A 12362-nucleotide genomic window follows, 5' to 3' on the forward strand; every position below is an offset into this window, starting at 1 on the left:
AGGGCGCGAACCTCTCGCCAAGGAAGGACTTCCATGACTCGCCTGCACGTCCCGGTCGCCCTGCGCTGGTCCGACCTCGACGCCTACCAGCACGTCAACAACGTCGAGATGCTCAGGCTCCTCGAGGACGCCCGCATCACGGCGTTCTGGCGTCACCCGGAGGCCTCGATCGAGGAGAGCTGGCCCACGGCCGTGCTCGACACCGGGCCCCACGCGACCTCGCACACCCTGGTCGCCCGGCAGGAGATCGAGTACCTGCGGCCGCTCGGGTTCACGCGCAGCCCGGTGCGGGTCGAGATGTGGTTGGGCCACCTCGGCGGCGCGAGCCTCGAGGTCTGCTACGAGGTGCACACCGAGTGGCCCGAGGGACCGGGGCGCACGGGTCCGGCCATCGGGAGCCGCCCGTACGCCAAGGCTGCGACGACCATCGTGGTCGTCGACGCGGCGACGGGTGCGCCGCGGCGCATCACCGAGGCCGAGCGGGCCGCCTGGCAGCCCTTCGTCGAGGAGCCGCTCGAGTTCCGCCGCCGGGGCCGCTGAGGGGGCCGCGGAACGTCCTGCCCGCCGGCGCTCCCGGCGCCGGGACGAGACGGTCGAAGGGCCGGTGACGAACCCGGCCGTGACGGATGCCCCTGGTAGATGTCATGATGCGCGCGTGGACACCGTAGAGGTTGTGGGCGCTGACGCGGCCGTCAGCACCGAGCTCCCCGTCGTTCTGCCCGTCGTGCACCGGTCCGAGGCCGCCGTCTCGGAGGTCGACGCCGAGCTCGACGTCGTGGACTGGGCTGCCTACCAGGGGGCGTTCGGCGCGGCAGACGTGCTGCCGGACCTCGTGCGTGCCGTCGTCGGGCCCCCCGGAGCCGAGCAGGACGAGGCGCTCGACCTGCTGTGGCAGGTCGTGAACTACGAGGGCGCCCTCTACGAGGTGTCGGTCCCCGCGCTGCGCGTCCTCACGGCCATGGTGCGCGACGAGCGCCTGGCGGAGGACGTGCGGAGCGGGGTGGCGCTCCTGCTGCTGACCATGGGCGCCGCGCACCTGCCCGGTGAGCCCGCCGAGCAGGTCGACCTCCAGCTCGAGGTGCTGCTCGCCGCGCAGGAGGTCCTGCCCGCGCTGGACCGCTCGTTCCTCGACGGTCCGCGGACCCTGCAGGTCGCGCTCCTCGCGTTCCAGGCCGTCACGGGCGACGCGACCTCGGCCGCCGGTCGCGCGGCGATCGCCCGACTGGTCGCGGACGACGACCCCCTGGTGGCCGCGATCGCGTCCCTCACGTTCGACCTGGTCTCGGGGGCGGTCCCGGCCCGCGGGGCCGTGCACCGGCCCGGGATCCTCGACGAGGACATCCGGGAGCTCATCGAGGACTACGCCGACCTCACCGACGTGACGCTCGCCGGGATGGTCGTGAGCGAGACCGCGTTCGCGCTCGTGGACCGCATGCTCAGCGCGCTCGAGGAGTGAACCTCCTCGACGGCTCCGGGGGACGAGGGCTCGGGTGCGTCGCAGCACGCGGGGCCGAGCTCCCGGCGCGGGCCGCCCGTTCCGCGGCCTCGGCGATGTTCTTCTGCATGCCTCCGAACACCACGCCGTGGAACGGCTTGACCGCCCACCAGTAGGCCTGCCCGGCAAGCCCGTGCGGGTGGAAGAGCGCCCGCTGAGCGAAGTAGCTCCGGTCCGGGCCGGACGCCTCCTCGGGAGCGGGCCCGACGTCGTCGGGCCCCGTGATCTCCACGGCCGCCTCGTCGACGCGCAGCTCGAGCCACGCGAGCCCCGGGAGCCGCATCTCGGCGCGCAGCAGCAGACGACGCCCCGGCTCGATCGCCTCGACGCGCCAGAAGTCCAGGACGTCGTCGACCACGAGCGTGCGCTCGTCGCGACGGCCGCGCCGCAGACCCGGACCGCCCGACAACCGGTCCAGCAGGCCCCGCACGCGCCACGCGAGCGACCACGAGTACCAGCCGCGCTGCCCGCCGATCGACTCGATGACCTGCCACAGGACGTCCGCCGGGGCGTCCACGACACGACGACGCTCGTCGACGTAGAGCGAGCCGCCCGCCCAGTCGGGGTCGGAGGGCAGCGGGTCGCTCGGGGCGCCCTCGACCGCGGCCGAGGACCAGCGCGTGGTCACCTCGCCGTCGTGGATGCGCTCGAGCGCGAGCTCGACCGCGCGCCGGAAGCCGATGAGACCCTCGGGAGGGTCCGGGACGTACTGCGCGACGTCGTGCTCGTCGCACACGACCTCGTGGACGAGCGACTCGACCAGCGGGCGCGCGATGCTCGCGGGGACGGGCGTCACGAGGCCCACCCAGTGGCTCGACAGGCGCGGCGTCAGGACCGGGACGCTCACGATCAGGCGGCGGGGGAGCCCCGCGACCTGCGCGTAGCCCTGCATCATCTGACGGTAGGTGAGGACGTCCGGGCCACCGATGTCGAACGCGCGCGAGACGTCCGGTGGCATGCTCGCGGAGCCGACCAGGTAGCGCAGCACGTCGCGGATCGCGATGGGCTGGATCCGGTTGTCGACCCAGCGGGGCGTCGTCATCGCGGGCAGGCGCTCGGTCAGGTACCGCATCATCTCGAACGACGCCGAGCCCGAGCCGAGGATCACCGCGGCCTGGAGCACCGTCGTCGGGACCCCCGAGGCGAGCAGGATCTCGCCGACCTCCTTGCGCGAGGCCAGGTGCGGGGACAGCTCGGAGTCGTCGACGTCGGGCGACAGGCCGCCCAGGTAGACGATCCGCCCGACGCCCGCCTCGCGGGCGGCCTGCGCGAACGTCAGCGCGGTGCGACGGTCGCGGGCCGCGAACGAGCGGCCCGTCCCCAGCGAGTGGATGAGGTAGTACGCCACGTCGGCGCCGCGCAGCGCCTCGCGGATCTGGTCCAGGTCGGACGCGTCGGCGCGGACCAGGTCGACGCGCTCGGCCCAGTCGCGCCCGGCCAGGCGCTCGGGACGGCGGGCCAGGGCCCTCACCCGGTGCCCGGCCTCCAGGAGCTCGGGGACGAGCCGGCCCCCGACGTAGCCCGTGACGCCCGTGACCGCGACGGTCAGGGCCGGGCCGGAGGCCGTCGGCGTCGTCGTGGGCGCGTCGGCGGGCGCGGGCGCGTCGGCGGGCGCGGGCGGTGCGGGCTGTGGGGGAGCGGCGTCGTCGGGAGTCATGGTGCTCCCCATGGTGACGCGGGTGCGCGTGACTCGCGACCGGCCGTCCCCGTCACCCGAGGAGGTCGAGCACGGCACGCTCGGCGGCGGCCTGGCTCCGACGCCGTCCCAGGAACGGCGCGACGGTCTGCCCGCGCTCCCAGAGGTCGATCAGACGAGGGTCGATGTACGACGAGCGTGCGACGGCGGGCGTGTTGCCGAGCTCGTCGGCGACGTCGCGCACGACGCCCGCGACCACGGCCCGACGGTCGCGTGCGGACCGCGGCGCGTCACCGGCGTCGGCCAGGGCGCGGGCCGCGAGGACCGTGGCGTGCCAGGTGCGGAAGTCCTTCGCGGTCGCGTCCTCGCCCAGGCGTTCCTTGAGGTAGGCGGACACGTCGGTGCTCGTGACGTCGTGCCACACGACGCCGTCGGGCGTCTCCTCGCGCCACGCGAGCAGGTCGCGCGCACCGCGACGCCGTACGAGCGTCGTGACGACCTCGCGGACGTGGTCGTCCTCGACGACGACGTCGCGCACCTGGCCCGACTTCGCGGGGTAGTGGAAGTGGACCGAGCCGTCGCGCCGGACGCGCACGTGCTCGGTGCGGAGCGTCGCGAGCCCGTAGCTGCCGTTCTGCTTCGCGTACGTCTCGCTGCCCGCGCGGAAGTACGCGAGGTCCAGCAGCCGGAACGCGAGCGCGAGGACCTTGTCCCGCGGCATGCCGTCCAGCGCGAGGTCCTTGGCGACCCGACGGCGCGCGGCGGGCAGCCGGGCACCGACCGCGAGGACGTGGTCGAACTTGCGGCGGCTCCGGCGCTCGCGCCACTGCTCGTGGTACAGGTACTGGCCGCGGCCCGCGTCGTCGTACCCGAACGCCTGGATGTGGCCGTCGGGGTAGCGGCAGATCCAGACCTCGGTCCAGGCGGGCGGGACGACCAGCCGGGTGCAGCGTGCGACCTCGTCCGCGTCGGTCAGGCGTGACCCGTCGACGTCGAGGTAGGAGAATCCCTTCCCGTGGCGGCGGCGCCCGTACCCGGGGGAGGAGAGCGAGACGCGGCGCAGGCGGACCATCCGGTCATCCTGCACCGCGTCCCGGTGGCTCGCTCGTTCAGCGAGGCCCTCAGACCGGGAGCCGCAGCATGCCCTCCTGCGCGATGCTCGCCACGAGCCGCCCGTCACGCGTGAAGACGCGCGCGGCGCCGAGGCCGCGGCCACCCTGCGCGCTCGGCGAGGACTGCACGTACAGCAGCCACTCGTCGACGCGGGCGTCCCGGTGCCACCACATGGCGTGGTCGAGGCTCGCGATCGACGCACCGGGCGTGACCCAGCTCGAACCGGTCTTGCGCAGCACGGGCTCGAGCATGATCTGGTCGCACGCGTACGCCATGAGGGCACGGTGCAGGAGCTGGTCGCCCTCGACCGGGCCGCGGGCCTTCATCCACACCATCTGCTGGTCGGTGCGCTCGGCGCCCGGGCCCAGGTAGAGCGACCCGCCCACGTGCCGCAGGTCGAACGCCGACTCGTGCGAGCGCGAGCGCGCCGCGGGGTGCGGGATCGCGCCCAGCTCGTCGAACGCCGAGGGCAGCGTCTCGGGGTCCGGGGCCTCGGGCATGGGCGACGTGTGCTCGACGCCGTCCTGCTCCTCCTGGAAGGAGGCGATCATCGACAGGATCGGCTTGCCGTGCTGCACGGCGTGCGTGCGGCGCGCGCTGAACGAGCGCCCGTCGCGCAGCTTCTCGACCGCGAACTCGATCGGGGCGTCGAGGTCCCCGGCGCGCAGGAAGTACCCGTGCATCGAGTGGGGGCGTCGGTCTCCGTCGACCGTCAGGCCCGCGGCCATGAGCGCCTGCGCGAGGACCTGGCCGCCGTAGATCCGGGCGTTGGGCTGGTCGACGCTCAGGCCGCCGAAGCGCACGTCGGCGCCGTCGGAGCGGGAGTCGTCGGCGGGCTTCTCCTCGAGCTGGAGCGCTCGCAGCAGGTTGCCCAGGGGGTCGCGGGCGAGCTCGTCGGCCGTGACCTTGGTGCGCAAGGGCTGGGCTCGGTCGCGTTGCTCGGGCTGGTCGGCGCGGGGGGCCGTCACGTCGGTCACGTCACTCCTCGAAGGTGTTGATCAGCGAGTGGGCGGCACGCTCCAGGTAGTCCCAGAGAGTTGCCTCGTGCAGCGGGGCGAGGTCCAGGGAGTCGACGCCGGCGCGCATGTGCGCGAGCCAGCGGTCCCGCGCGTCGGGGTTGACCTTGAACGGCGCGTGCCGCATGCGCAGCCGCGGGTGCCCGCGCTGCTCGGAGTACGTCGTGGGACCACCCCAGTACTGCTCCAGGAACATGGTCAGGCGGACCTTGGCGGGGCCGAGGTCCTCCTCGGGGTACATGGGCTTGAGCACGGGGTCCGCGGCGACGCCCTCGTAGAACACGTCGACGAGGCGCACGAACGTCTCGTGACCCCCGATCGCGTCGTACAGGCTGTCCGAGGACGCGACGGACTCGCGCAGGCGCGGAGCCGCGGTGCTCACCGGGAGGGCGCTGGGGGAGCTGCCGGGCGGCGCGGGCGAGCCGCCGGGGTGGGGGACAGGATCGCTGGTCACGCGGCCATCATCCCACCCGGTCGGACCGGCCGGAGGACCCGGGTGACGTGACGCTCGCCGCTGTCGGGCTCCTCACAGCCCCAGCTCGTCGAGCTGGGGGAGGGCGGCACGCACGGCTGCTCGCGCGTCGGCCGCGCTCTCGGCGGCGAGCGCGAGCTGTGCGACCTCGCGGCACTCGGCGACCGTGACCGCGCCCAGCAGGGCGGCGACGTCGGGGATCGCGCGGGCCGTCATGGACAGCGAGGACACCCCGAGCCCGACGAGCACGGACGCGAGCACGGGGTTCGACGCGGCCTCGCCGCACACGCCCACGGGTCGACCCTGGAGGTCGCCGCCGCGGCAGGTCGCGGCCACGAGCTGGAGCACGGCGGGCTGCCAGGGGTCGCTGAGCTCGGCGAGCGAGCCGAGGAGGCGGTCGGCCGCCATCGTGTACTGCGTGAGGTCGTTGGTGCCGATCGACGCGAAGTGCGCGCGGGCGAGCACGGGCCCGGCGAGCAGGGCCGCGCTGGGCACCTCGATCATGACGCCCGCGGTCCCCAGGCCGTGGGCCGCGCAGCGCGCGACGAACCACTCGGTCTCGGCCACGGTCGAGACCATCGGTGCCATGACCCACACGACGGCCTCCTCGGCGGCGGCCGCGAGGGCGATCGCCTCGAGCTGCTGCTCCAGGAGGTCGGGCCACTTCTGGGCCGTGCGCAGCCCGCGCACCCCCAGGGCCGGGTTCTCCTCGTCGTCGACCGACAGGAAGTGCAGGGGCTTGTCCGCCCCGGAGTCGAGCGTGCGGATCACGACCTTGCGGCCGGGGAAGGCGCGGAAGACGGTGCGGTAGGCCTCGACCTGCTCCTCGGTCGTGGGCGGTTCCTCACGGTCGAGGAACGCGAACTCGGAGCGGAAGAGGCCGACCCCCTCGGCCCCGGCCGCCGCGGCGGGCGCCGCACCGGCCGGGTCGCCGATGTTGGCCAGGAGCTGGACGCGGTGCCCGTCGGCGGTGCGTCCCTCCCCGGAGAACGTCCGTACGGTCGCGGCGAGCGCGCGCGCCGCCGAGACCTGCGCGTCGGTGGGGTGCACGACCACGGTCCCGGCCGACCCGTCCACGAGGACCGCGTCGCCGGCGACGAGCGCCGCGCTGGCCCCGGCCGCGGCGACGACCGCAGGGATGCCCATGGCGTTCGCGACGATCGCGGTGTGCGACGTCGGCCCGGCCCCGTCCGTCACGATCGCGAGCACGCGTGCGGGGTCCAGCCCGGCGGTCACCGAGGGGGCCAGGTCGGACGCGACGAGCACGAACGGCTCGGGGTGGTCCGGGACGCCGGGGGCGGGACGGCCCGAGAGCGCGGCGACGATCCGGTCGCGCACGTCCGCGATGTCGCGCGCACGCTCGGCGAAGTACCCGCCGAGGGCCTCGAACTGCTGGGCCACGGACTCGGCGGCCTCCCACACCGCGCGCTCGGCGACGAGGTGCTCCTCGACGACCCGTCGTTCGGCGTCGGCCGCGAGCGTGGGGTCGGTGGCCATGGCGGCCGTGGCCTCCAGGACGTCGCGCGTGTCCCCGGTCGCGGCGGCCGCGGCGCGGTCGAGGTCGGCCTGCACCTGCGCGGCCGCGACCGGGATGCGGTCGGCCTCGGCGCGCAGGTCGGCCGTGGGGCTCAGCCGGAGCCCGGGGGAGGGCTCGGCGAGCGGCTCGGGCAGGAGGACGACCGGCCCGACGACCTTTCCGGGGCACACCCCGATGCCGGTGATCGTCCGCTGTTCCTCGCTGGTCACGACGTCCTCCTGAGCTCGCCCGACCCCGGCGGTCGGCCGGGGTCCCTCTCTGGCAGTGTTCCTCAGGCGCGAGGGGAGCGCCAAGCGGGCGGCCGTGGCAGGCGTCGCTCTCTCCGGGAAGAGGCACGGCAGGCCCGACGGCGCCACGGCGGTCCCGCGCACGGGTCGCGGCCCGCAGGACCCGCCCCGGGCCCGGGGGAGACCTGCGCGGCCGGACCCGCCCGGGCGGGCGAGCAGCGCCGTCGGGCCGTGAAATCGCCCGCTGTTCTCCCGCCCGGGCACCGGCTGCGAGACTAGGGTGTGAGGAAAGAGGCCTGTTCCCAGGCCTTGGCCCCGGCAACGACGCCCGCAGCACCGAGTCAGGAGTTCGTAGATGAGCAAGGCACAGCAGATCCTCGAGGCGCTCGGCGGACAGGCGAACGTGATCGACCTCGAACCCTGCATCACCCGGCTGCGCGTCGAGGTGACCAACCCGGCCCTGGTCGACGAGGTCGGGCTCAAGGCCACGGGCGCGTTCGGCGTCGTGCGCTCGGGCCGCGTCATCCAGGTCATCGTGGGGCCGGAGGCCGACAACCTCGCTGCCGAGCTCGACACCCTGCGCTGACGCGAGCAGATGCCCCCGACCGGTCCCGCACGCCCCGTGAGGACCGGCTCGTCGCACGACGAGCCGGTCCTCGTGGTCGGAGCACCGCTGAGCGGTACCGTCCGCGCGCTGACGGACGTCCCCGACCCCGTCTTCGCGCAGGAGTTCGTCGGCCCCGGGCTCGCGATCGAGCCCACCGTGGACCGGGACGGGATCTCGACGGTCGTGGCGCCCGCGGCCGGCGTCCTCGGCTCGCTCTTCCCGCACGCGTTCGCGCTCGAGACGCCCGGGGGACGCACCGTCCTGGTGCACCTCGGGATCGACACGGTCCGGCTCGGCGGCGAGGGCTTCCAGCTCCACGTCGAGGCCGGTGACCAGGTCGAGGTCGGTGCGACCCTGCTGTCGTGGGAGCCCGAGCGCGTGGCCGCGCTCGGCCTTCCGACCGTGTGTCCCGTCGTCGCGCTCCAGGGGGACCCCGCCGCGCTGACGACGCTCGTCGAGCCCGGCCGGGCGGTCCGGGCCGGGGAGCCCGTGCTCTCCTGGGCCTAGCGGCCCGTCAGCGGCCCGTCAGCGGTCCGTCAGCGGTCCGGCTGCGACGGGTCATCGGCCATCGCGTCGCGGCCCGTGTCGCGGGCCGTGGCGGACGGCCCCGGGGACTGCACCGAGTCCCGCCGCTGCACGGAGTCGCCGTTCTGCACCGTGTCCCTGTTCTGCAAGGTGTCCTGCGGGCCCGTCGCCGGAGCCGCGCCCCGGGCCGGGGCGGTGCCGTGCGGCGGGACCTCGGCGTCGGGTACCGCGGCGTCCTCGACCTCGGCGGGGGCCTCCGCCCCGGGCAGGGGCACCCTGGCCGCGGCGAGGCGCTCGCGGACCGTCGTGCGCAGCGCGCGCGAGACCTCGCTCTGCATCGCGGCCTGCGTCTTGACCGAGACCCTGAGGACCATCTCCTCGGGGGTCATGGACTCGATGCCGGACACGGCGGGCTGCTCCAGGAGGTACGTCCCCAGGACGGGGTCCGCCGCGACCTCCTGGCCGGCGTCGCGCAGGACCCGCTCGACCTGCTCGAGGTCCGCGAAGTAGGCGACGTGCACCTCGACCGAGGCGCGTCCCCACTCCTGCGACTTGTTGCCCGTGCGCAGGATCTCGCCGTTGCGGATGTACCAGAGGGTGCCGTCGGCGTCGCGGACCTTGGTCACGCGCAGCGCGACCTCCTCGACCGTGCCGGACACGACACCGAAGTCGACCGAGTCGCCCACCCCGTACTGGTCCTCGAGCAGCATGAACGTGCCGGACAGGAAGTCCTTGACGAGGCTCTGTGCGCCGAAGCCCAGGGCGACGCCCACGATCCCGGCCGACGCGAGGAACGGCGCGATGTTCATGCCCAGCTCGGTCAGGACCATGAGGACGATCGTGGTGCCCACGAGGATGTTCACGGTCGAGCGCAGCACCGAGCCGATCGTGCGGGCCCGCTGGGCGCGGCGGGCGTTCGCGAGCGGGTTGGCCCGCAGCAGCACCGTGCCGACCGCGGACTGGCTCAGGCCCTTCATGCCACGGCGCTCGGTCAGCGGTGTGCCGTCGGCGATGTGCTCGGCGACGCGGTTGATGAGCCGGCGCAGGATCGCGAGCAGGATCGAGCCGATCACGACGATGAGGATGATCCGCAGGGGCGTGCCGAGGAACCACTCGAGCCAGACGTTGGCCGTGTCCGCGAACTGCTCGCCCACGCTGTCTGAGGGGGACGGGGTCGGAGAATCCATCCCGGCAGGTTACCTGCCGCGACCGCCCGCCCGACGACGTCTCCCGCCCCGCGTGACGAGCCTCACCGGGGCCTGTGCGCAGGTCGCGAAGACGGTGTGAGAGGCGCGCGAGAACGACGTGCACGTCCCCGGACCCGGCCCGCCGGCAGGACGGGCGCGCCGCCCCGGCACCCATCACCCGCGCCACACCGGCCCCAAGCGCTGCCGTCGCCGCATCGCTCTGGCAGGATCACCCTCGTGAGCGTTCCACAGCATGTCTCGGCCGAGGTCCCCGAACCGCTGGTCCAGCTGGCCGCTGCCCATGGCGTCGCACCGGACTTCTGGGGCTTCGACGGCACGCAGCGCCAGGTGAGCGCGCAGACGCTCGTCGCTGTGCTCGAGGCCCTCGGCGTGCCGGCCTCTTCTCCCGAGAAGGTCGCGGTCAGCCTCGAGCACTCGGTCGACGACGAGTGGCGGCAGATGCTGCCCCCGACCCTGGTCGTGCGCCAGGGCGACGAGGTCCGCTTCCCCGTGCACGTCGCCGACGGTTCGCCGGTCGAGGTGTGGGCCGAGCTCGAACCCGTCGAGGCGCACGGGTTCCGGTCCACCGCTCCACCGGTCCGTGAACGTCGGGCTCTCGCTCAGGTCGACGCGTACGTCGAGCCGCGCACGGTCGACGGGCGGGCGATCGGGCGCGCGACGTTCGCCGTCCCGGCCGACCTCCCGCTGGGCTGGCACGAGGTCCACGCCACGAGCGACGGCACGCAGGCGCGGGCGACGCTGGTCGTGACGCCGCAGCGCCTCGAGCTCCCCGAGCCCCTCCGGGAGGGGCGGGCCTGGGGGCTCATGACACAGCTGTACTCGGTGCGGTCCAAGGCGTCGTGGGGCGTGGGAGACCTCGCGGACCTCGCGGACCTCGCGTGGCTGGGCGCGCACCGGGCCGGTGCCGACTTCGTGCTGGTCAACCCGTTGGCCGCGGCCGAGCCGCGCACGCCCATGACGCCGTCGCCCTACCTGCCCACGAGCAGGCGGTTCGTGAACCCGCTCTACATCCGCGTCGAGGACGTCCGCGAGACGGGCTACCTGTCGGCCGCCGACCGCTCGCTCGTGGAGTGGTCGTTCGACCCGGTCCGCGACCTGAGCTCCGACGCGGGGCCCATCGACCGTGACGCCGCCTGGGAGGCCAAGAAGGCTGCGCTCGAGGTCGTCTTCGCGGCCCCCCGGTCCACCGCGCGCCAGGCGTCGTTCGACGCGTTCCGGGCCGAGCAGGGCAAGGGCCTCGAGGACTTCGCGACGTGGTGCATGCTGGCGGACCACTTCGGCGACCGCGACTGGCCGCCGCTGGCCCTCGACCCCTCGTCCCCGACGGTCGCCGCCCTCCGGGAGCAGCACGACGACCAGGTCGAGTTCTACTGCTGGCTGCAGTGGGTCGCCGACGAGCAGCTCGAGGTCGCGCAGCGCACGGCGCTCGACGCCGGGATGTCGGTCGGGATCATGCACGACCTCGCGGTGGGCGTGCACCCGCACGGCGCGGACGCGTGGGCGCACCGCGGTGTGCTCGCCCGGGGCGTGACGGTCGGCGCACCGCCGGACATGTACAACCAGCAGGGGCAGAACTGGTCGCAGCCGCCGTGGGATCCCCGCGCCCTGGCGCGTGCCGGGTACGCACCGTTCCGTGACCTGCTGCGCACGGTCCTGCGGCACGCGGGAGCGATCCGGGTCGACCACGTGATCGGCCTGTTCCGGCTCTGGTGGATCCCGGGGGCGGCGCGCGCCGACGCCGGCGCCTACGTGCGCTACGACCACGAGGCGCTCGTGGGCATCCTGTGCCTCGAGGCCCAGCGTGCCGGGGCGCTCGTGATCGGCGAGGACCTCGGCGTGTTCGAGCCGTGGGTCCGCGAGTACCTGACGGAGCGCGGCATCCTGGGGACGTCGGTGCTGTGGTTCGAGAAGGACGAGGCGGGGCGTCCGTTGGCCCCCGAGGCGTACCGCCGGCTGGCGCTGGCGACGATCACCACGCACGACCTGCCACCGACCGCGGGCTATCTCGCGGGCGAGCAGGTCGACCTGCGCGAGCGCCTGGGCCTGCTCACCGAGCCGGCCGCCCACGTCCGTCAGGTCGCGCGCGCCGAGCGGGACGCGATGGTCGCCCTGCTCACGGAGCGGGGGCTGATCGGCGAGGACCCGTCCGAGCGCGAGCTCGTCGAGGCGCTGCACGTCCTGGTCACGCATTCCCCGGCGGTCCTGGTCGGGGTGTCCCTCGCCGACGCGGTGGGGGAGCGTCGGACGCAGAACCAGCCGGGGACGGACCAGGAGTACCCCAACTGGAAGGTGCCTCTGGGCGACCCGTCGGGCAACGTCGTCCTGCTCGAGGACCTGTTCGACAACGCCCGGCTGCTCTCGCTCGCGAAGGTCATGCGCGAGGCCCTGTCCTGACCCTGGCGCCGGGCCGGCGGTCCGTCGTCGAGGAGGAGGTTCCGGCCCTCTCCGTCGACGCGATCCCTCGACCTGGTGCAGGTACCGGGAACGCCCCCCCCCCCGGGGGGGGGGGGGGGGGCCCCCCCCCCC

General features: G+C 74.4%; 11 protein-coding genes. 5 read left to right on the top strand and 6 right to left on the bottom strand.

Annotated features, from left to right (window positions below):
• Nucleotides 1–33: 33 nt before the first annotated feature.
• Both H9623_RS14135 and H9623_RS14140 read left to right on the top strand, forming a co-directional pair.
• On the top strand, nucleotides 34–540 hold the full coding sequence (locus tag H9623_RS14135) for an acyl-CoA thioesterase (protein ID WP_193720677.1): 507 nt from the start codon (nucleotides 34–36) through the stop codon (nucleotides 538–540).
• 115 nt (nucleotides 541–655) lie between these two features.
• Complete coding sequence (locus H9623_RS14140; RefSeq protein WP_193720678.1) at nucleotides 656–1456, top strand: hypothetical protein; 801 nt, start codon at nucleotides 656–658, stop codon at nucleotides 1454–1456.
• On the opposite strand, the gene H9623_RS14145 is transcribed toward H9623_RS14140, so the two are convergent.
• The 5 genes from H9623_RS14145 to ptsP all read right to left on the bottom strand — a co-directional run bounded on the left by H9623_RS14145 (nucleotide 1437) and on the right by ptsP (nucleotide 7478).
• Nucleotides 1437–3152 carry an SDR family oxidoreductase gene (locus H9623_RS14145; protein ID WP_193720679.1) on the bottom strand — a complete coding sequence of 572 codons (1716 nt, stop codon included), beginning with the start codon at nucleotides 3150–3152 and terminating at the stop codon, nucleotides 1437–1439. The two genes, H9623_RS14140 and H9623_RS14145, sit on opposite strands and share 20 nt — an antisense overlap.
• 52 nt (nucleotides 3153–3204) lie before the next feature.
• Complete coding sequence (locus tag H9623_RS14150) at nucleotides 3205–4203, bottom strand: DNA topoisomerase IB (RefSeq protein ID WP_193720680.1); 999 nt, start codon at nucleotides 4201–4203, stop codon at nucleotides 3205–3207.
• 49 nt (nucleotides 4204–4252) lie between these two features.
• Nucleotides 4253–5161: an acyl-CoA thioesterase gene (locus H9623_RS14155; protein WP_193720704.1), complete on the bottom strand. Its 909-nt coding sequence runs from the start codon at nucleotides 5159–5161 to the stop codon at nucleotides 4253–4255.
• Nucleotides 5162–5222: 61 nt separating this feature from the next.
• The gene (locus tag H9623_RS14160) at nucleotides 5223–5642 is read right to left on the bottom strand and encodes a globin (protein ID WP_407671932.1); all 420 of its coding nucleotides are present in this window, start codon (nucleotides 5640–5642) and stop codon (nucleotides 5223–5225) included.
• A gap of 144 nt (nucleotides 5643–5786) precedes the next feature.
• On the bottom strand, nucleotides 5787–7478 hold the full coding sequence (gene ptsP / locus H9623_RS14165) for a phosphoenolpyruvate--protein phosphotransferase (protein WP_321575453.1): 1692 nt from the start codon (nucleotides 7476–7478) through the stop codon (nucleotides 5787–5789).
• A 373-nt stretch (nucleotides 7479–7851) separates the two neighbouring features.
• On the opposite strand from ptsP, the gene H9623_RS14170 reads away from it, so the two are divergent.
• Both H9623_RS14170 and H9623_RS14175 read left to right on the top strand, forming a co-directional pair.
• On the top strand, nucleotides 7852–8082 hold the full coding sequence (locus tag H9623_RS14170) for a glucose PTS transporter subunit EIIB (RefSeq protein ID WP_193720682.1): 231 nt from the start codon (nucleotides 7852–7854) through the stop codon (nucleotides 8080–8082).
• 9 nt (nucleotides 8083–8091) lie between these two features.
• A complete protein-coding gene (locus H9623_RS14175; RefSeq protein ID WP_193720683.1) occupies nucleotides 8092–8610 on the top strand; it encodes a PTS sugar transporter subunit IIA in 519 nt (172 codons plus the stop codon).
• A gap of 29 nt (nucleotides 8611–8639) precedes the next feature.
• Here the strand turns inward: H9623_RS14175 and H9623_RS14180 are convergent, their stop codons facing one another.
• The gene (locus H9623_RS14180) at nucleotides 8640–9815 is read right to left on the bottom strand and encodes a mechanosensitive ion channel family protein (RefSeq protein WP_193720684.1); all 1176 of its coding nucleotides are present in this window, start codon (nucleotides 9813–9815) and stop codon (nucleotides 8640–8642) included.
• Nucleotides 9816–10052: 237 nt separating this feature from the next.
• On the opposite strand from H9623_RS14180, the gene malQ reads away from it, so the two are divergent.
• Nucleotides 10053–12230 carry a 4-alpha-glucanotransferase gene (malQ, locus tag H9623_RS14185; RefSeq protein ID WP_193720685.1) on the top strand — a complete coding sequence of 726 codons (2178 nt, stop codon included), beginning with the start codon at nucleotides 10053–10055 and terminating at the stop codon, nucleotides 12228–12230.
• Nucleotides 12231–12362: the final 132 nt, after the last annotated feature.

This window comes from Oerskovia douganii, from assembly GCF_015142735.1.
Classification (GTDB): domain Bacteria; phylum Actinomycetota; class Actinomycetes; order Actinomycetales; family Cellulomonadaceae; genus Oerskovia; species Oerskovia douganii.

Excerpts from the sequence above, each read along its gene's own strand:
- H9623_RS14135 (WP_193720677.1), top strand. The coding sequence starts at position 34 with ATGACTCGCCTGCACGTCCCGGTCGCCCTGCGCTGGTCCGACCTCGAC.
- H9623_RS14145 (WP_193720679.1), bottom strand. The coding sequence starts at position 3,152 with ATGACTCCCGACGACGCCGCTCCCCCACAGCCCGCACCGCCCGCGCCC.
- H9623_RS14150 (WP_193720680.1), bottom strand. The coding sequence starts at position 4,203 with ATGGTCCGCCTGCGCCGCGTCTCGCTCTCCTCCCCCGGGTACGGGCGC.
- H9623_RS14170 (WP_193720682.1), top strand. The coding sequence starts at position 7,852 with ATGAGCAAGGCACAGCAGATCCTCGAGGCGCTCGGCGGACAGGCGAAC.
- H9623_RS14175 (WP_193720683.1), top strand. The coding sequence starts at position 8,092 with ATGCCCCCGACCGGTCCCGCACGCCCCGTGAGGACCGGCTCGTCGCAC.
- H9623_RS14180 (WP_193720684.1), bottom strand. The coding sequence starts at position 9,815 with ATGGATTCTCCGACCCCGTCCCCCTCAGACAGCGTGGGCGAGCAGTTC.